This window comes from Spirosoma aerolatum, from assembly GCF_002056795.1.
Classification (GTDB): Bacteria; Bacteroidota; Bacteroidia; order Cytophagales; family Spirosomataceae; genus Spirosoma; species Spirosoma aerolatum.
In genome coordinates this window covers 5,340,554-5,359,659 of the sequence record NZ_CP020104.1, presented here as the reverse complement: position 1 = coordinate 5,359,659, position 19,106 = coordinate 5,340,554, and the positions used below count along the sequence as shown (strand labels likewise).

Annotated in this window: 11 protein-coding genes; 8 read left to right on the top strand and 3 right to left on the bottom strand. The window is 49.0% G+C overall.

Going from position 1 to position 19,106, the window contains the following annotated elements; translation table 11 throughout:
• Positions 1-5: 5 nt before the first annotated feature.
• Complete coding sequence (locus tag B5M13_RS22200; protein ID WP_080057750.1) at positions 6-2,468, bottom strand: helix-turn-helix domain-containing protein; 2,463 nt, start codon at positions 2,466-2,468, stop codon at positions 6-8.
• A gap of 165 nt (positions 2,469-2,633) precedes the next feature.
• A complete protein-coding gene (locus tag B5M13_RS22195; protein WP_080057749.1) occupies positions 2,634-3,056 on the bottom strand; it encodes an EamA family transporter in 423 nt (140 codons plus the stop codon).
• A gap of 157 nt (positions 3,057-3,213) precedes the next feature.
• On the opposite strand from B5M13_RS22195, the gene B5M13_RS22190 reads away from it, so the two are divergent.
• The 5 genes from B5M13_RS22190 (at position 3,214) to B5M13_RS22170 (ending at position 10,570) form a co-directional block, all read left to right on the top strand.
• Positions 3,214-5,724, top strand: a complete 2,511-nt coding sequence (locus tag B5M13_RS22190; protein ID WP_080057748.1) for a phosphocholine-specific phospholipase C — start codon at positions 3,214-3,216, stop codon at positions 5,722-5,724.
• A gap of 114 nt (positions 5,725-5,838) precedes the next feature.
• Positions 5,839-7,152, top strand: coding sequence for an ethanolamine permease (gene eat / locus B5M13_RS22185; protein WP_080057747.1), 1,314 nt, complete (start codon positions 5,839-5,841; stop codon positions 7,150-7,152).
• Between the two features lie 97 nt (positions 7,153-7,249).
• Positions 7,250-8,629, top strand: a complete 1,380-nt coding sequence (locus tag B5M13_RS22180; RefSeq protein ID WP_080060038.1) for an ethanolamine ammonia-lyase subunit EutB — start codon at positions 7,250-7,252, stop codon at positions 8,627-8,629.
• 11 nt (positions 8,630-8,640) lie between these two features.
• The gene (gene eutC, locus B5M13_RS22175) at positions 8,641-9,411 is read left to right on the top strand and encodes an ethanolamine ammonia-lyase subunit EutC (protein ID WP_080057746.1); all 771 of its coding nucleotides are present in this window, start codon (positions 8,641-8,643) and stop codon (positions 9,409-9,411) included.
• A gap of 133 nt (positions 9,412-9,544) precedes the next feature.
• Positions 9,545-10,570 (top strand): Smr/MutS family protein, encoded by a 1,026-nt coding sequence (locus B5M13_RS22170; protein ID WP_080057745.1) that lies wholly within the window; start codon positions 9,545-9,547, stop codon positions 10,568-10,570.
• A 75-nt stretch (positions 10,571-10,645) separates the two neighbouring features.
• On the opposite strand, the gene B5M13_RS22165 is transcribed toward B5M13_RS22170, so the two are convergent.
• Positions 10,646-12,013 (bottom strand): TrpB-like pyridoxal phosphate-dependent enzyme, encoded by a 1,368-nt coding sequence (locus B5M13_RS22165; protein WP_080057744.1) that lies wholly within the window; start codon positions 12,011-12,013, stop codon positions 10,646-10,648.
• A 139-nt stretch (positions 12,014-12,152) separates the two neighbouring features.
• Between B5M13_RS22165 and B5M13_RS22160 the strand changes: the two genes are divergently transcribed.
• The 3 genes from B5M13_RS22160 to B5M13_RS22150 all read left to right on the top strand — a co-directional run bounded on the left by B5M13_RS22160 (position 12,153) and on the right by B5M13_RS22150 (position 19,079).
• Positions 12,153-13,571, top strand: a complete 1,419-nt coding sequence (locus B5M13_RS22160; protein ID WP_080057743.1) for a DUF4403 family protein — start codon at positions 12,153-12,155, stop codon at positions 13,569-13,571.
• 645 nt (positions 13,572-14,216) lie between these two features.
• The gene (locus tag B5M13_RS22155) at positions 14,217-17,408 is read left to right on the top strand and encodes a SusC/RagA family TonB-linked outer membrane protein (RefSeq protein WP_080057742.1); all 3,192 of its coding nucleotides are present in this window, start codon (positions 14,217-14,219) and stop codon (positions 17,406-17,408) included.
• A 24-nt stretch (positions 17,409-17,432) separates the two neighbouring features.
• A complete protein-coding gene (locus B5M13_RS22150; RefSeq protein ID WP_080057741.1) occupies positions 17,433-19,079 on the top strand; it encodes a RagB/SusD family nutrient uptake outer membrane protein in 1,647 nt (548 codons plus the stop codon).
• Positions 19,080-19,106: the final 27 nt, after the last annotated feature.

The following is a 19,106-nucleotide window of genomic DNA, read 5'->3' as shown; positions in this document are numbered from 1 at the left end:
GGGTACTACTCCTGTTCAATCTCTCCCAATTCGGCCCGGATGGCGCTGTTTACAAACCGTATTTCGCTGTAGGTGACGCCATGGCCGATTGTCTGAATCAGTTCGGTAAATGTGGCTGATGGCGTAGTTTCGAGGTGGGGGCGAATCAGCTGAATACGATCGGAAGGTAACACGGCATCGACCGATAGTTCGCCCCGATTGATGCATTGAGCAAGATGCCCTTCGATAGTAGATATGGCAAATCCCCGTTCGGTCGCTATTTCGGGAATGGTTTTGCCAGCCTGAAAAAGGGCAAGGGTCTGCGTAGTCGATGGAATTTTAGGCTCCTTCGGCTCTTTCACCTTTTTTTCTTTCACTTTCGGCTCTTTGGTAGGCTTGGGCCGTTCGAGATACTCTTTAATGACGGACAGCACTTCGTGGCCGATCTGCTTCACCTTAGTTTTGCCAAACCCTTTGATAGCCAGAAGTTCTTCGAGTGTAGTTGGACGAAGACGGGCTAGTTCGGCGATGGTTTTCTGTGGAAGTACCATATAGCCGGAGGTGTCGTGTTCTCCCGCCAGATCATTACGCCATTTCATCAGCGCACCATATAGCCCCCCACGTCCCGATTTTTCGGAAGCAGCTTCGGCTGGCTGGTCGAAATTTTTGCGTTCGGGCTGAAAGTCCAGCTCGGCATGGTTTCGAGCCTGTAAATAAGCCAGCGCGTCAAATCCGTTTTGGCAGCTCTCGAAGGTACGAAGCTTGACAAACAACTCTTTTTCAAGTTCATCCAGCACTTCCAGCAGCAGCTCTCGTACCTGTTTGTTATCGCAATCGGTGGGGCAACGGTGAAGTGTAGGCAATAGCTCGTCGCCAAGCAACGACCGGAAATAGGCAACGGCCTTTCGGATACGTTCCTGTAAATCGGGGTTGTCTTCAGGCAAACGTTCGTCAGCAAAATAACCCGTTAACTGCTTCTGAAAGCGAATGCTGATCTCACGAGCCTTATCCCGTACGCTTTCTGTTAGTTGGGTGATAATAGGCCCACATTCAGGATCGACACTACTGGCATGCTCATTGACCACTCGTCGACAACGGTATAACAAGGAACTGGCGCGTTCGAACGAAAACAGATCCAGAAGTAATTGCTGCTGATTGGTGCGCTTAGACTCATGCAGGTGCTGTTCATTGGGCGTTTGCTGAATAAGTTCATCGTGAAAATCTTCCAGCGTCTGCTCGGTTTTGATGCTGTGCGACGGAATTGGTGATCGCAACACCAGTCCGTCGAGTGTTTTACAACGGCTCAACGCTACATAAACCTGCCCATGAGCGAAGGCCGCAGAAGCATCGATAATGGCTTTTTCGAAGGTAAGTCCCTGGCTTTTGTGGATGGTGATGGCCCAGGCGAGTTTGAGTGGGAACTGTCGGAACGTACCAATAGCTTCGGCTTTGATTTCTTTTGTAGCTGGGTCGAGGCTATACCGAAGGTTGGTCCAGTCGGTGGGGAGTACATCAATCACATCGTCGTCCCCGCTTTTGACATAAATGATATCATCGTCAATATCGACAATCTGCCCGATTTTACCGTTATAATAGCGTTTTTCGCGCGAAATGTCATTCTTAATGAACATCACCTGCGCCCCCACTTTTAGTTCAAGATTGGCTTCGGTCGGGTAAATCGTAGCCGGGAAATCCCCTTCAATCGTGGCATCAAAGGTGTGAAGTGCCGTTTTAAGGCTATTCAGTTTATGACTATTGATTTGCTGGGCCGTTGTATTATGCGTCGAGAGGGTAATGTAGCCTTCGTCGTCGCGGGGGGTAAAGTTGGGAATGTAACGTTGATTAAGGTCGGCAAGCTGATCGCGGGTAATCGTTTTTTCGCGAATGCTATTCAATAAACTCACAAACCGAGCGTCGGCCTGCCGGTAAATCTGCGTCAGTTCAATCGAAATATAGGGTGTATGGCTTAATGCTTTACTACCGAAAAAATAGCCGGTTTCGTAGTGTGGTTTTAGTAACTCCCATTCTTCATCCCGGATCACGGGTGGCAGTTGCTGCATATCGCCAATGAGCAGAAGCTGGACACCACCAAACGGCTGGCTGTTATTTCGGTATCGACGGAGCACCTCGTCGATACCGTCCAGAACATCGGCCCGGACCATACTGATTTCGTCAATGATGAGCAGGTCGAGGGTGCGAAGAAGCCTGATTTTTTCTTTATTGAACTTCCGGCTTTCCCGGAGCGTAGAACCTGGCACTAGGGGGCCAAACGGCAATTGAAACAGCGAATGAATGGTAACCCCCCCGGCATTGATGGCGGCTACACCCGTTGGTGCAACTACGGCCAGCCGCTTGGCACTTAGCTGTTTAACCTGGTGTAGAAATGTTGTTTTGCCCGTCCCCGCTTTTCCGGTCAGGAAAATATTTCGATTTGTGTGAAGAACAAATTGATGGGCAAGAGCAAGTCTTTCGTTTACGGGGGCAGGCATACCAACACAGTATTATTCGTATACAAAAGTACTCATTTTAAGGCTGGGTTTGTAGCTGGGTGTAAGCTTTGGTATATCAAACCACGAGGACGCAAAGGCGAAAGGAGGACTCTTTTTATCCTTGCGCCTTTGCGTCCTCGCGGTTTTTAGGAATGCTTAACTTACTCAGTCGCGGGAGATAGCGATGATGACGGCCCCAATTCCCATAAGCAAGGCCCCGGCTATGACCTGCCAATTGATTTTCTCTTTTAAAAACACCACCGCCAGAATGACCGAAAAAATTAGTGAGCAGTTGGTAATGGGTGATACTTGAGAGGCATGTCCAAGCTTCAGCGCCCGAAACGAAAATAACGACGACAGGCAGGTGACAATCCCGGCAATGATCAGGTATATCCAGACCCGGCGTTCTATTCGGGGTATGTCGGCCAGGAGACCCTGCGAAATGACCACACTCCACGACACAATTAGGATCATTACCGACTGAATGGCAAATGCCAGGCTGGAATCCAAATCTTTGATACCTGCTTTTGATAGCGTAACAACAATGGCTGCCGATAAAGCCGCCGATAAGGCAAATACAATCCACATAGCCTTTTTGATCTAGTATATCGTATAAATCAGTAGAGGAGCCTAAATGATTAAAAAAAGATAAAATTGACTTCACCCTGAGGGTTGTATTTTTGAGGATGCTTTAGGTACTCCATTTGCAGGATAGCCAGCCAATTACGATCAACGACAATAATGTATGGATTCCAGACGCGATTTTCTTAAAAAAGCAGCGTTGCTGTCAACGGTTCTTTCGGGCGGATTGCCTGAATCTATTCAGCGTGCGTTTGCCATTGACCCACAACCTGGTACTACCTTTCTGGATGCTGAACATGTGGTGATTCTGATGCAGGAGAATCGCTCGTTCGATCATACCTATGGTACGTTGCAGGGAGTTCGGGGATTCAATGACCCAAGGGCGTTTACCCTGCCGAACAAAAACAAAATATGGCTTCAGACCAATAAGGCGGGTGAAACATACGCGCCATTTCGGCTGAATATTAAGGATACAAAGGCAACCTGGATGCACTCACTGCCGCACTCCTGGGAGAATCAGGTCGATGCCCACAATGGTGGCAAAATGGATAAGTGGCTGGATGCCAAGCCGTCGGGCCACAAAGAATATGCCCATATGCCGCTTACGCTGGGGTATTACAACCGGGAGGATATTCCGTTTTACTATGCATTGGCCGATGCCTTTACAGTTTGCGATCAGAACTTTTGTTCATCCCTGACGGGCACCACACCGAACCGGCTCTATTTCTGGACGGGTACCATACGCGATCCCCGCGATCCAAAGGCCATGGCGAACGTACGAAATGAAAACGTTGATTACGATGCCGAGGTAAGCTGGACGACGTTTCCCGAACGACTGGAAGACGCTGGCATATCGTGGAAGATTTATCAAAATGAAATCAGCCTGTCGACGGGCTTGCAGGGCGAAGAAGACAACTGGCTGGGCAATTTTACCGATAATCCCATCGAATGGTTCTCGCAGTATCATGTCCGGTTCCACCCGGCCTACTATCCGTTTCTTCAACGTGAGGAAAAAGCCCTTCCCGAACGGATTAAAGCCCTGGAAGCCAAACTGAAAAGTTTGCCTGAAACTGACAAGGCTTACGCTGAAACAGCACGGGCATTGAAACAGCAGCAGGAATGGCAAAAGGAAGTGCAGGTCGATCTGGTGAAGTATGCACCGGAGAAATTTGACCAGTTGTCGCAGCGGGAAAAAGCGCTGTGTCAGAAAGCCTTTACGACCAATGTCAATGACCCGAACTACCGCCAACTGACCACCCTGACCTATCAGGATGGGACGGCGGAGCGGAAAATGGCTGTTCCAAAGGGAGATGTGCTGCATCAGTTTCGGGAAGATGTAAAAGCCCGGAAACTCCCGACGGTATCGTGGCTGGTTCCCCCCGAAAACTTCTCTGATCATCCCGGTGCTCCCTGGTATGGTGCCTGGTATCTGTCGGAGGTAATGGATATTCTGACCCAGAACCCGGACGTCTGGAAAAAAACGATCTTTATTCTGGCCTATGACGAAAATGATGGCTACTTCGATCATGTGCCTCCGTTTGTGCCAGCTCATCCCGATAAGCCAGAAACTGGATTAAGCAGCAAAGGCATCGATACGCGTCTGGAATTTGTGACCCAGGAGCAGGAAAGTAAGCGTAAAAATGGAGGACGTACCGGGCCAATTGGATTGGGTTTTCGGGTTCCGCTAGTGATCGCGTCGCCCTGGAGTCGGGGAGGATATGTTTGTTCAGAAGTGTTTGACCATACATCGACGCTTCAGTTTCTGGAGAACTTCCTGAGTCATAAAACCGGCAAGACCATCCGGGAATCGAATATCAGCGATTGGCGACGCACCATCTGTGGGGATTTAACCTCGGCGTTTCAGCCCTATCGCGGTGAAACCATTAAGTTGCCCACCTTTGTAGCGAAACAATCGTTTCTGGAAGGCATACACAAAGCGCAGTTCAAAGGCCTTCCCAGCAATTATAAGCAACTGACCTCCGATGAAATCAGCCGGATCAATGACAACCCGCAAACGGCAACCCAATTGCCACGCCAGGAAGAGGGGGTTCGCGCTTCCTGTGCCTTACCCTATGAGCTTTACGTGGATGGACGCGTAGTTGACAACCGATTTGCTCTGACCTTATCCGCGAAAAACGATGTGTTCGGAAAAAAAGCGCTGGGCGCACCGTTTCAGGTCTGTCAGATGCTCCCAAATGATGCTCGTTTTCGATCCTATACGGTGATTGCAGGCGATAGCCTTACCGATACCTGGTTGCTCGACGCTCCTTTACATCTATGCGTTCAGGGGCCTAATGGCTTTTATCGGGAGTTCAAAGCAGCAATCAGAACCCCACCTATCTCCATCGCCTGCACGTATGAACGCGATTCTAAAAACCAGTTGACGGGTAATGTGTTGGTAAAACTTACCAATACCGATGCGGGTCGAAGCTATACGGTTCAGCTTATAGACAATGGGTATCAGGCTAAGGAGCAAATGAAACCGCTGGAGAAGGCAGGGGCAAAGGGAGCCACGCAAACAGTTTTGTTAAATCTGAAAGCCAGCTATAACTGGTATGATTTCAGCGTGAAAGTGACTGGGTTTGCCGACTTTGAGCAACGCTATGCCGGGCGGGTAGAAACTGGGAAAGTGGGTTTCAGCGATCCGCTGATGGGACGCTCGAATAAAGTGTAAAAGCGACTTTTCTGTCGTTCCAATGAAGGAGTAATCTCAACATTGATTATTCGTCAAGCCTGAGATTCCCCTTCGTTGGTATGACCCAAGAGAAAAAAGTGTATCTTCCCCCGTATGACCGACGAATCACAGGGACTTAAAAAAGTATTAAAACCCATTCATTTGTGGGCTATAGGGGTTGGCCTGGTTATTTCGGGCGAATATTTTGGCTGGAACTATGGCTGGGGCGTAGCTGGAACCGTTGGGCTGCTGATTGCTACTCTGTTGATCACGGTTCTGTATTTTACCTTTATTTTCAGCTTTACCGAACTTACCACAGCGATTCCGAATGCCGGCGGGCCGTTTGCCTATGCGCTGCAAGCCTTTGGCCCCTGGGGGGCATTGATAGCAGGTTACGCTACCCTGATTGAATTTTTGTTTGCAACGCCTGCCATTGCCCTGGCGCTGGGCAGTTATCTTCATTTCCTGTATCCAGCCGTTCCTGTACTGGCAGCGTCGATCAGTGCGTATATTCTGTTTACGATCATCAATTTGCTGGGTATTCAGGAAGCGGCCTGGTTTTCGCTGATTATGACCCTGCTCGCCATTGTTGAGTTGCTGGTGTTTATTGGGGTTGTAGCTCCCGATTTTAAACTGGCTACGTTTCTGCATAACCCAATGCCGTTTGGCTGGGGTGGAGTGTTTGCTGCCCTGCCATTTGCTATCTGGCTCTACGTGTGTCTGGAAGGCATCGCTATGGTGGCCGAAGAAGTTCGTGATGAGAAGAATGCCATTGCCAAAGGCTACATTTCAGCGTTGCTTACATTGACCGTTCTGGCACTGGCCGTTATGTTCTGCGTAGGAGGCATTGCCGAATGGGAAAAACTCGACCATCTCGACTATCCACTGCCCGAATCGATTGCTCTGGTGGTTGGTCGCGATAACCCGCTGACGAAGGCGTTTGCCAGTGTTGGCCTGTTTGGCTTGATTGCTTCGTTTCATGGCATCATTATCAGTTACTCTCGGCAGATTTTTGCATTGGCACGTAGTGGCTATTTGCCCGGTGTACTCGCCAGCGTCAGCAAAACTCGCCAGGTGCCGTATTGGGCCTTATTGCTTGGAGGGATTCTGGGCGTTCTGGCGCTGTGCCTGTTGGATACTAGCAAATTGGTGGTCTTGTCGACCATTGGCGCTGTAGTGGTCTATATAATTAGTATGCTGGCATTGTTTACATTACGACAGAGCCAGCCAATGATGAACCGACCATTTAAAGCCCCGTTCTACCCCGTATTTCCGGCATTGGCGCTGCTACTGGCCGTTGTGGCACTGGCCGCTATGATTTATTTTTATAGTGGGTTGAGCCTACTATTTTTTGTTGGTTTAATGATTGTTGGCGGCTTGTTTTATGCCTCTAGCCTGTATCGGTTGAAAACTTCCCGACGGGTCTGAAAATTTCGGCGTTGCTGGTCATTGGGTAGTCATGCATGTTACATCAAGACCAATGGCTATCAGTGATCACAAAAAGACAACCAATGACGCTTTGTTTATGGCCTATTCGTGTACCATTCGAGGGTTTACGTATCGATTTGACAGCTTACGCGAACTGCTGGCAAAAGCAAGCCCATTGCGCTCGGGTGATGCATTGGCGGGACTGGTAGCCGATAGTTACGAGGAACGGGTAGCAGCTCAGATTGCCCTGGCCGATGTCCCGCTGACGGCCTTTCTGAATGAGGCTGTCATTCCTTATGAAACCGACGAAGTTACCCGGCTGATTGTCGATACGCACGATACAACTGCCTTCACTATAATTAGCCATCTGACCGTGGGCGACCTGCGCGATTGGCTACTAAGTGATGAGGCTGACACGGTTACCTTACAGCAACTAGCCCCCGGACTTACCCCCGAAATGGTGGCTGCTGTCTCGAAACTGATGCGGAATCAGGACTTGATATTAGTGGCCAAAAAGTGTGAGGTGGTCACCCGGTTTCGGAATACGCAGGGGCTTCGTGGGCATATGGCCGTTCGGCTGCAACCCAACCACCCTACCGACGATGCGAAAGGTATAGCGGCCAGTATAATCGATGGGCTGTTGTACGGGAGTGGTGATGCCATGATCGGGATTAATCCGGCCACCGATAGTCCGGCTGCTACGTCCCGACTGCTTTTCATGCTGGAAGAACTGCGTGAGCGATTTGCTATACCGACCCAAAGCTGCGTACTCAGCCACGTTACGACGACCCTACAACTGATTGAACAACAAGTGCCTGTCGATCTCGTGTTTCAATCCATTGCCGGAACTGAAAAGGCCAACGCTAGTTTTGGTATCAATCTGGCACTACTTCAGGAAGCCTATGAAGCGGGCTTATCTCTACAACGAGGAACGCTGGGCAGCAACCTGATGTACTTCGAAACGGGGCAGGGGAGTGCATTGTCGTCCAATGCACATCATGGGGTTGATCAGCAAACCTGCGAAGTACGGGCCTATGCCGTTGCGCGGGCGTATCAGCCCTTTCTGGTCAATTCGGTGGTAGGTTTTATTGGTCCTGAATACCTTTTTGACGGGAAACAGATCATTCGAGCGGGGCTGGAAGACCATTTTTGCGCTAAAGTGATGGGCTTGCCGATGGGCATGGATATTTGTTACACCAATCACGCTCAAGCCGATCAGGACGATATGGATACATTACTGACTCTGCTGGGTGTCGCGGGTGTCAATTTCATTATGGGTATTCCCGGTGCCGACGATATAATGCTGAACTACCAGTCCACTTCCTTTCATGATGCACTATATGTGCGTCGGGTATTGGGGCTTCGGCCAGCGCCGGAATTTGAAGACTGGCTATTGCGACAGGGTATTATGGATCAGCAGGGAAACCGGCTGTCGGGTCAGGCACAAAAACAGCTTTACGCAGCGTTGGTAGGCTGAGCGCAACAAACATGAGTGAGATTAGAAAAGCAGGAGTTGAATCCGATGAGTGGGAATCGTTGAAAGCCTACACCAAGGCGCGCATTGCATTGGGCAGAACGGGTGTTTCGGTTCCGCTTCGTGAATCCCTACAGTTCAAACTGGCCCATGCTCATGCTAAAGATGCGGTGTATTCAGCACTGGATGTGACTGACCTGCAAAACCAACTGGCGCTATGCGGATTGCCGGTTTACTGCGTTCGCAGCCGGGCTATTCACCGGGATATGTATCTTCAACGTCCTGACCTGGGCCGATTGCTGGACGAACGCTCGGCCGAACAGCTTCAACAGCTCGATAGTCCAGCGGCTGATATCAGTATTATTGTAGCGGATGGCCTTTCGGCATCGGCTATCAGGCAAAACGCAGCTCAGGTTGTAAGTGGTCTGGTCGACAAAGCGAAACAGGCTGGCTTTTCGCTGGCTCCGATCGTGCTGGTCGAACAGGGACGGGTGGCTATAATGGATGCCATCGGGAGCTTGCTAAACGCCCGTTTGGCGATTATTCTGATTGGTGAACGGCCAGGGCTAAGTTCGTTCGACAGTATGGGCGCTTACATAACCTATGCTCCTCGACCGGGACTGACCGATGAAAGCCGAAACTGTATCTCCAACATCCGTGAACAGGGTTTAGCGCCTGTTTTGGCCGTCGATAAAATCATGGACCTGATTTGGTCGGCGTTTCGGTTGCAACTGACAGGCGTTCAGTTAAAAGCAGATAGTAACGCCGGCATCCTACCCGCCTAGTTTCAGGCTATGTTCGCCGAAATAAACAATCTCAGGAGCAATTTCTGTTTATCTGCGTTATACTTTTGACATCACAAGGTCATAGGCTTTTGGGCTACTGAAGGCGTATGACGACTAACAACGAGCGATAATCATGAATATAGGCGATAAAGTCCGGTTGCTCCGGGCAAAAGAACAGGGCGTTGTGTCGCGGTTTTTACCCGGCGATATGATTGAAATTGAGATTGAAGATGGCTTTCGGATTCCGGTTATGCGTTCGGAACTGGTACTGGTTTCGCCCCTGGAGGCCGAACGTCTTCTGAAAGCGAATCCGTACGATCCACAGAAAACTATAACCCCTGCTGCGCCCACTATTCTGGCCAATCAGGGGATTTATCTGGCATTCGTTCCCATCAACGATCGTGAGTATACACTGCATCTGATCAACAATACCGACTGGGAATTTCCGTATCTGATCGGTGAAGAGTCGGCGGCTGCGGGGGGAGGAGTTCAGTTTCGAGGCTTGCAGAGCGGGGTTCTGAAACCTAAATCGCAGCAGAAAATGAACGATTTATATGCCCACGCCCAATTTGAAGCCTGGCCAACCTTTGTGGTGCAGGGGCTCTGGTTTCGGGCCGGTAAATCATCGCTGCGTCAACCGTTGATGAAACGGTTCAAGGCAAGGGCGGCTACGCTTTTTAAAGAGAAAGTAAAGGCGCCTATTCTGAATCAACCCGGTTTTCTGACCCAACTGGATGCCGATACAGCCGAACCAGCACAGCCTGTAAGCGCAACCAGTAACCGGCCTCCACAGCCCAAAACGATTCGCCCCGACGAACTGAAAGCAGAGATGCTGAAGCCCAAAGCGGAACAAACCAACGTCTCGATCGAACGGCCTACATCCGTCGTGGACTTACATGCCGAAGCGCTTCTCCCCAAAGGAACAGGCAATCGTACCCCCGCCGATTTATTGAAGCTGCAACTGGAAACCTTCGATAAAGCCCTCGAAAACGCTATTGCCAGTGGCATGAGCGAGATTACGTTTATTCACGGTGTAGGTAGTGGTGCATTGCGAACCGAACTGCATAAGCGATTGGGCAAGCATCCGAACGTCCGATTTTTTGAAGACGCTCAAAAGCAGAAGTTTGGCTATGGGGCCACAAAGGTGACGATTAAATGAATAATGGATAATGAACAATGAATAATGAGGCTGCCGTCGATCATTATTCATTGTTCATTATCCATTCCTGTAGGGCTAATTAATAATCGGTGTATCCAGTTCGGCCAGCGATGCCTGAATTTCTTCGGACGTAACCTCATGTTCGACCAGCTTTCCGGTCAGGTATTGTTCGTAGGCGCTCATATCGAAATGGCCGTGACCGCATAGGTTGAACAGGATGGTTTTGCTTTTTCCTTCTTCTTTCGCTTTTCGGGCTTCCTGCATCACCGTTGCAATGGCATGAGTCGCTTCAGGAGCCGGAATGATGCCTTCGGCTCGGGCAAACTGAACCCCCGCTTCGAAGCATTCCAGTTGCTTGTATGCTTGTGCTTCGATCAACCCGTCTTTTAATAACTGGCTGACAATGGCTCCGGCGCCATGATACCGTAAACCACCGGCATGAATGGGAGCCGGAATAAAGTTATGCCCCAGCGTGTACATGGGAATCAGTGGCGTCATACCGATGGTATCGCCCAGATCGTACCGGAACACACCCCGCGTCAGTTTGGGGCAGGAAGCAGGTTCGGCCGCAATGCAGCGAATCTGTTTGCCTTCGGTCAGGTTGTATCGGAGAAATGGGAACGAAATGCCAGCAAAGTTTGATCCACCGCCAAACGGTGCCACCACAATATCCGGGAAATCGCCTGCCATTTCAAGTTGTTTGATGGCTTCCAGACCAATGACCGTTTGATGCATCAAAACGTGGTTCAGCACCGAGCCGAGCGCATACTTGGTCTGTTCGTCCTGCATGGCGAGTTCCACCGCTTCCGAAATGGCGATCCCCAGGCTACCCGGCGAATTGGGGTCCTGCGACAGAATCTGCCGCCCGGCGGCTGTGCGCTCCGATGGTGACGGATACACGGTAGCCCCCCAGGTATTCATCATGATTTTTCGGTACGGCTTTCCGTCGTAGCTAGCCCGTACCATATACACCTCACAGTCGATACCAAATAACTGACACGCAAAGCTTAACGCACTGCCCCATTGCCCGGCCCCCGTTTCGGTTGTGATCCGTTTTACCCCAGCCTGCTTGTTATAAAAAGCCTGTGGTACAGCCGTGTTGGGCTTATGTGAACCTGCTGGGCTAACGCCTTCGTATTTGTAGTAAATCTTAGCGGGGGTGTCCAGTAGCTTTTCCAGGCCATACGCGCGAAACAAAGGGGTGGGGCGCCAGATTTTATAAACATCGCGGACTTCTTCGGGAATGGGTACCCAGGTGTCGGTCGTCACTTCCTGCTTGATCAGCTCCATTGGAAACAGCGGAGCCAGCATGTCGGGACCTATGGGTTCGTGCGTTCCCGGATGAAGCGGTGGGAGTGGCTTGTGGGGCATGTCGGCCACAATGTTGTACCAATTTTCGGGGATGTCCGTTTCCGGTAAATTGATTTTTTTGATCTGTGTCATAATCAATGAGGGACTCTGATGAACTGGGTTTTAGGTAAGAACAAATAGACTAATGCATAGATTGGCTATCAATAAACGGAGAATAAACGATAAAAAGCAACCAATTAATGTAATTTAGCTCCTAAATCTGCTACCCGTTATGCATGGTAAGTATGTGACCCGTCTAGTCATTATCGGACTATTGGTCAGTATCCTTAGTTGCCAGACTTCTCAAAAACGTCTCAATCCGAAAGCTCCCAAAGAAGCTTATAACACCACCGAAATGGAAGTCCGTAATGAACGATTTTTATCCACGGTTCATGTTCCTGTATCCATTGCCCTCAGCGATGTAGAACGGCAGATCAATGCTCAGGTCAATGGATTGATTTATGAGGACAATAGCCTGGATGATAATAATAACGACCAATTCATGACCAAAGTCTGGAAACGGGGAACCATTATGGTGTCGGCGCAGGACAGTCTGTTTCAGTTTACGGTCCCGTTGCGAATCTGGGCTAAAGCAGGCGTTTCTGTTCTGGGATTCATGCAGTATAAAGAAACTGAATTCGAAATCGACCTGCGCTTTAAATCTAAATTTGATCTCGATCCCGACTGGTCGGTGCATACCCAGACCCAGGCCGATGGCTACGGCTGGGTTCGTAAGCCAACGGTGAGCGTAATAGGGGTAAATATTCCCATTACCAACATGGTTGCCCGGCTTATCGATAAAAACCTGGGAACTATCTCCAAAACGCTCGATCAGCAGATTCGCCGAAATATTGATCTTCGGGCTCCCGTTCTGAAAGCCTGGAATACCCTTCGCGAACCGTACCTGCTTTCCGAAAAGTATCGGACCTATTTGCAGGTGGTACCCAAGCGCGTGCTCATTACCCCGCTACGGTTCGAAGGGCGGCTCATCCGGGCAACCATTGGCATTGAGGGATATACCCTGACCACTACGGGCGCAAAACCCGATGTACGTCCGGTCGTGTCATTGCCGAACCTGACGGTGGTATCGCAGGTGAAGGACGACTTTCAAATTGGTTTACTTAGTGAAGCCAGCTACCCCGAGGTGGCCCGGATTGCCGCCGACGAATTTGTCGGAAAGTCGTTTTCGTTCAGCAATGACCGCTACCATATTACCATCACTGGCATGGATTTGTATGGGCAAAATGAACACCTCATCATCAAAGCAGGAATTAAGGGAACCTTGAACGGTGATATATACCTTCGGGGAAAGCCGTATTACGACCCGAAAGATCAGACGATTTCTCTGAAAGATCTCCAGTATGACCTCGATACCAAAAATATACTGGCTCAGTCGGCGAGTTGGTTATTAAAAGGAACATTTGCCCGAACGCTCGAAAAACAGTTGACTATTCCGGTCGGCTCGCAATTGGCCGACATGCAGAAGTTGTTGCAGCAGCAATTGACTAATAATCAGTTAGCAAAAGGTGTCGTAATGAACGGGCATATTGATGAGATCAAACCCGATCAGGTATACCTGACTCCAACGGCTATGCTGGCGGTCGTTAATGCCAGGGGGCGTATCGATATTAAAGTGGATGGTTTGCAGTAGTTTTTGATATATTAGTTCCTGTCTTGCAAGAATAGATTAATAAGGCCTTCCCTGACTGTTGACAAGGGAAGGCCTTTCTTTTTGTCAGAAATTGACCGTATTAGGAAATTAGATTATCTATATATACTTAAGCAATGAAAGCTGAAAAATTCCTTCGTAAGTATCTTATATTTTGATATGTAATACTAGTGATTTATTGGTTTATAATTTTATGTTTTGTAAATAGTCTAGTTGGTGTAATTAAAAGTTAAATTATGATTAAAATTCAATTTATTATTTGGTTTAATATATAAAATTAAGATTTAATAAGTAATAATACTCAAAGACCCTTGTAGGATTATCGCTGACATAACTAGACAAGTATATAATTTTTCCAATAATAACTTATCTACTGGTCGTAAATCTAGGTTAAGACAATTCTTCAATTTATATGATTTATATCATAAAAAATTTAACAATATTTACATTTAATCTAATTTTTATATTTAGTATTGGAAAAATTACAGAATTATATTTTGATTATCTTATTGTAGTCATCTATAAAAGTTTGTATAATTTTTTTAATACGAAATTTTGAACTGAAAAATGCGGAATATACTTTTGTAGAAGTGCTTCTTGCTTAACTGACACTAATCGTACTTGTTTATGGGAAAAAAGTTACTGCTGAGCTTACTTTTCGTTTGCTCAATTTGCGTCGTTACCTGGGCGCAGGATCGTAAAATTACGGGTAAAGTTACTCAGGCCGATGACGGCACTTCTTTGCCAGGCGTGTCGGTGGTTTTGAAAGGAACGACCGTTGGAACAGTTACCGATAGTGATGGTGGGTATTCGCTATCTGTTCCCGCAAAAGGAACATTAACCTTCTCCTTCATCGGCATGATGACCAAAGAGGTAGAATTAGGAGCCTCAACGGTCGTAAACGTGAAATTGTCCAGCGACACCAAACAACTTTCTGAAATCGTTGTAACAGGAACCGGGGTTGCCACCGATAAACGTAAACTGGCTATATCCGTAGAGTCGGTATCGGCGAAAGATTTACCACAGGCGCCATCGGCCTCGATCGACCAGGCATTGATTGGTAAAATCGCGGGTGCTCAGATTACCAGCCGAAGTGGTACGCCCGGTGCTGATGTAAATATTCTGCTGAGGGGTATCAATACCATCAACCGGGGCACCTCACCGATGATTCTGATCGATGGAATCCAAATGGGCGCTACCAGCCTGCAAACCATTGATCTGAACTCGATCGAACGCGTTGAGGTCGTACAGGGCGCGGCTGCGGCTACTATTTATGGCGCTCAGGGGGCTAATGGTGTTATTCAGTTGTTCACTAAAAAAGGGAAAAATGGCCAGTTGAACATCGACATTTCATCGAGTATCGCCCAGAATACATATCTGAACGTTGGGGGGGTAAGTAAGGCCATGTACCATGCGTTTGCTACCGATGCCAGCAACAACATCATCGGATCGTCGGGCAAGCCCATCACCTATGATGCCACGAACGGGATCTATAGCGAAAACGTGCAGTATAACTCGACAGACCCTACGGCAACCAACAGCAAGCCGTACAACGCGAATCTGCAATACCACGATCACTTTGCGTATTTCTTTAAGCCTGCCAATACGGTTAACAACAGCATTGCGATTTCGGGTGGTAGTCAGAAAGCCGATTTTAGTTTGTCGGTGTCGAACAGCCATCAGGAAAGTAACATCATCAACAACGGCTATTTCGATCGGAGTAATATGACGGCTAACATTGGCACTCAGTTAGCCAAAGGCTTGACCCTGCGTTCGATCACGCAATTGGCGTACACCAAAAACACGTTGAAAACCAGCGACCGGACGATTCTGTACGGTATGCTGAACGCGTATCCGCTGGCTGATTTCTCGCTGACGACCACGGACGGTTCTATTCCCTTCAACATGAACCAGACCATTGGTATCAATGCGTCGAACCCATCGTATCGGCAGGCCTATACCCGGAACAATGACAACAAGGTTGACATCATCCAGAATATTAACCTGAACTTCAAGTTTCCCAAATTCGTGGAGTTGGACGCCAAGTATGGCCTCAATTTCCAGACGCAAAACCGCGACCTGGAATTTGCGAACCAGTCGAATAATGCAAACGTCAAATACTGGGTAACGCAGGGGTCGCAAAACTTTATTTCGAACTACAATACGGCCAACACGGGCGATCTGACGAAATATACGAACAGCAAGATGTTCCAGAACTTCCTGGCTACAGCAACTGCTGTGTTTGACCTGAAAGAAGATTTTGGTTCCTCTATCCCGCTTAAGTCGGTTACGCAGGCTTTGTTCGATTATCGGAACAGCACCGTGAAAGAATACACCAGTGCTGCTATTGGTTTGCCGGCTGCCTATGCGCCGTATAACGCAGCGAACACCACATCCTGGCGAGTTTACCGCGATTATCAGGAGCCGTTCATTACCTATGGGTATCTGATCAACCAGCGGTTTGAGTACGGTGATTTCGCGGGTATTTCGGGCGGTTTCCGAAGCGATTACTCGTCGGCCTTCGGGCAGGGTTCCAAGCCCTTTACATTCCCGCGTGGCGATGCGTTCGTGCGGCTGTCAGCCCTACCTTTCTGGCAGAACAGCACGGTCAATGGTTTCCTGCCTGAGTTGAAACTACGGGCGGCTTACGGTCAGGCCGGTATTCAGCCCAAGCCCTTTGACCGCTACGTGACCATTACACCAACCACGGTCGGCAATACTACGGCTTTTTATTATGCATACGGGCAAAGTAACCCGGCGCTGGGCGTAGAGGTGTCGCAGGAAATAGAAGTCGGAACCGACATGGTATTCAGCCTATTTAAAGGATCAAGCTGGCTGAATGGTATTGCGCTGGCGGCTACCTACTGGGATCGGCAGACTAAAGACGCGATCTACTCCGTCGACGTAGCGCCTTCCGTCGGCCTGGGGACGCTGATCGATAACGCCTTTACGTTGGGCTCGAACGGTATCCAGTTCTCGTTAAATTCAACGGTATATAACGGCTCTGCCCTGAAATGGAATACGACCATAAACTTCGGTAAGCAAAGTTCGAAAATTATTTCGGTTCGGGGCGATGCGCCGGTTGTTGTGACATCGAACGCCGGTAGCACCAACTATGTGCTGAAGGCAGGTGAAAAAATCGGTCAGTTGTATGGCTATAAGCTGATTCACAGCGTCGATGCCAAAGACCCGAACGGTAACTTCTTTATTCCTCAGGCCGATCAGGAAGCCTACACGGTTGCCAGCAATGGAATTGTCGTGAACAAAGCTACCAAGCAGCCGTACTTTACAGCCGACAAATTTAGCTTTGGCGATCCGAATCCGAAATTCAATATGTCGTTCATCAACGACTTTAGCTACAAGAATTTCCTGACATTCGGCTTCCAGTTCGATTGGGTAGCGGGTAACCATCTGTACAACCAGACCAAAGAATGGATGTATCGGGATGGTATCCACAGTGAGTACGCCAATCCATTCACTATTGATGGGCAGACGGGTGCCTGGACGGCCTTCTACCGGGGGGTTTATGCACAACGTACGGCCAACGGCACGAAAGATTATTTCTACGAAGATGCTTCGTTCCTGCGTTTGCGAAACATCCAGATCGGACTTGATTTTGCCAAGTTGTTTAAAATCCCGGCAACCAAAAAGCTCCAGCTTGTTCTGGCCGGACGTAACCTCTGGACCTTGACCAAGTACACGGGCTTCGATCCTGAGATCAGCTCGGGTACGTCGAATTCGGCCTGGGACCGGGGTACGGACCATAGTACGATGCCAAACTTTAAGTCGTATCAGGCTACGCTGAACATTGGATTTTAAGTAACCCACTCAAAAACTTGAACTATGAATAAGTTAAAAATATATGCATTAACGCTGGTTTTTTCGGGGTTCATGGCGTCTTGTAAAGAACAACTCCAGGTCGAAAACCCCAACCAGCCTTCCTCACCGGCTCTGAAAACGGAATCAGGTTTGGTCTCGTTCGGCGAAGGCTTTTACATCACTGGTTTCAAAGATGTGAAGTACTACGATGGGGTGCCGGGCTATTTCTGGTCGGGCGCTATCGGTAACCATGAATTGATGGGCGACGTGATCGGAACGGATATTGCCAACGTGTTTATCAATCAGATCGGCTGCCCCAATCAGGTTACCCTCGACGACGGTACGGTACTGGTCAATCCGAACTCACCGAGCAAGCAGATTGATTTCATTCGCATAACGGCAAACGTCAACTCGACAGGCTTCCAGAACTCCACTTATTACGAATGGGCCTACATGTATAACCTGAACAATGCCGCCAATACCCTGCTGGCGAATATTGACGGTGTCACATTTACGGGCGAGGCAGATACCAAAAAAGGTGTACTGAAAGCCTGGGCTTACTGGTGGAAAGGCTATGCCTACTCGCGTATTGGTTCAATATATTACGCCGGGATCATTAACGATAAGGCAAATGGCGAAGTGCTGAACGGCACGAATGGTAACTATGTAACCAAAGAAGCGATCATTGCTGAGGCCAATAAAAATTTCGATGCAGCTGCTAAAATTCTGGGTGGCTTAACGGCTAGTGCCGACTACACAGCTACGATGCAGGGACTGATTCCTAGCTTCAACCGGGTGGGTAAAGGCGGTGTGTTGACCCCAGCCATGTGGGTACGGAATATCAACACCATGAAAGCCCGGAATATTTTGGTGAACACGCGTGTGGCGGATATGACCGCAGCCCAGTGGGCCGACATCCTGACCTTAACCAACAGTGGGGTACAGGCTACCGATCTGGTCTTCACGGGTCGTTCGAACGCAACCAGTGATTTTCTGTCGCCAACTACCGGAACTGTTTCTGGAAAAACAACGGGTGCCAACAACACCTACAAAATTTCGGAACGCCTGATTCAGGATTTCAAAACGGGCGACCTCCGCTTGTCGAATAACTTCCAGCAACGGAGTTCGGCATACATTGGTGAAACCTCACGGGGCAATGCATTCTTTACCCGCTGGAACCTGATCAACCGGGGAGCCGCAGGTTCGGAGGGTAGTGCATCAGTTATTACGTATTCGAATACCAATGCGGGTGGTTATGAATTATACATGGCCAGTTCGTATGAAGAGAACCAGTTGATGAAAGCCGAAGCGTTGATCTATACAGGTAAAATCGAAGATGGCCTGGCGTTGATCGACGAAGTGCGGAAAGCGCAGGGCGCTGGATTGGCGGCTGTGGCCGGTACGGGTTTGACGCTGGATGCTGCGAAAGAAGAACTTCGTCGTGAGCGTCGAGTGGGCCTTTTGTTCCGTGCCCTGTCGTTCTACGATGCACGTCGCTGGGGATTACTGGAATCGGGGCGTAAAAATGCGGTTGCCCTGAGCCGGACGGGCGTTGTAAGCACAAAAGCAACCATTACGTATGGCTATCTAGATTATTGGGATGTGCCGGATAATGAAATCGCCTATAACCCACCCGCCAGTGGTAGTGCTGCTACAAAGAATCCGAAGTAATAAAACCTGAATTGATAAGTCGACTCC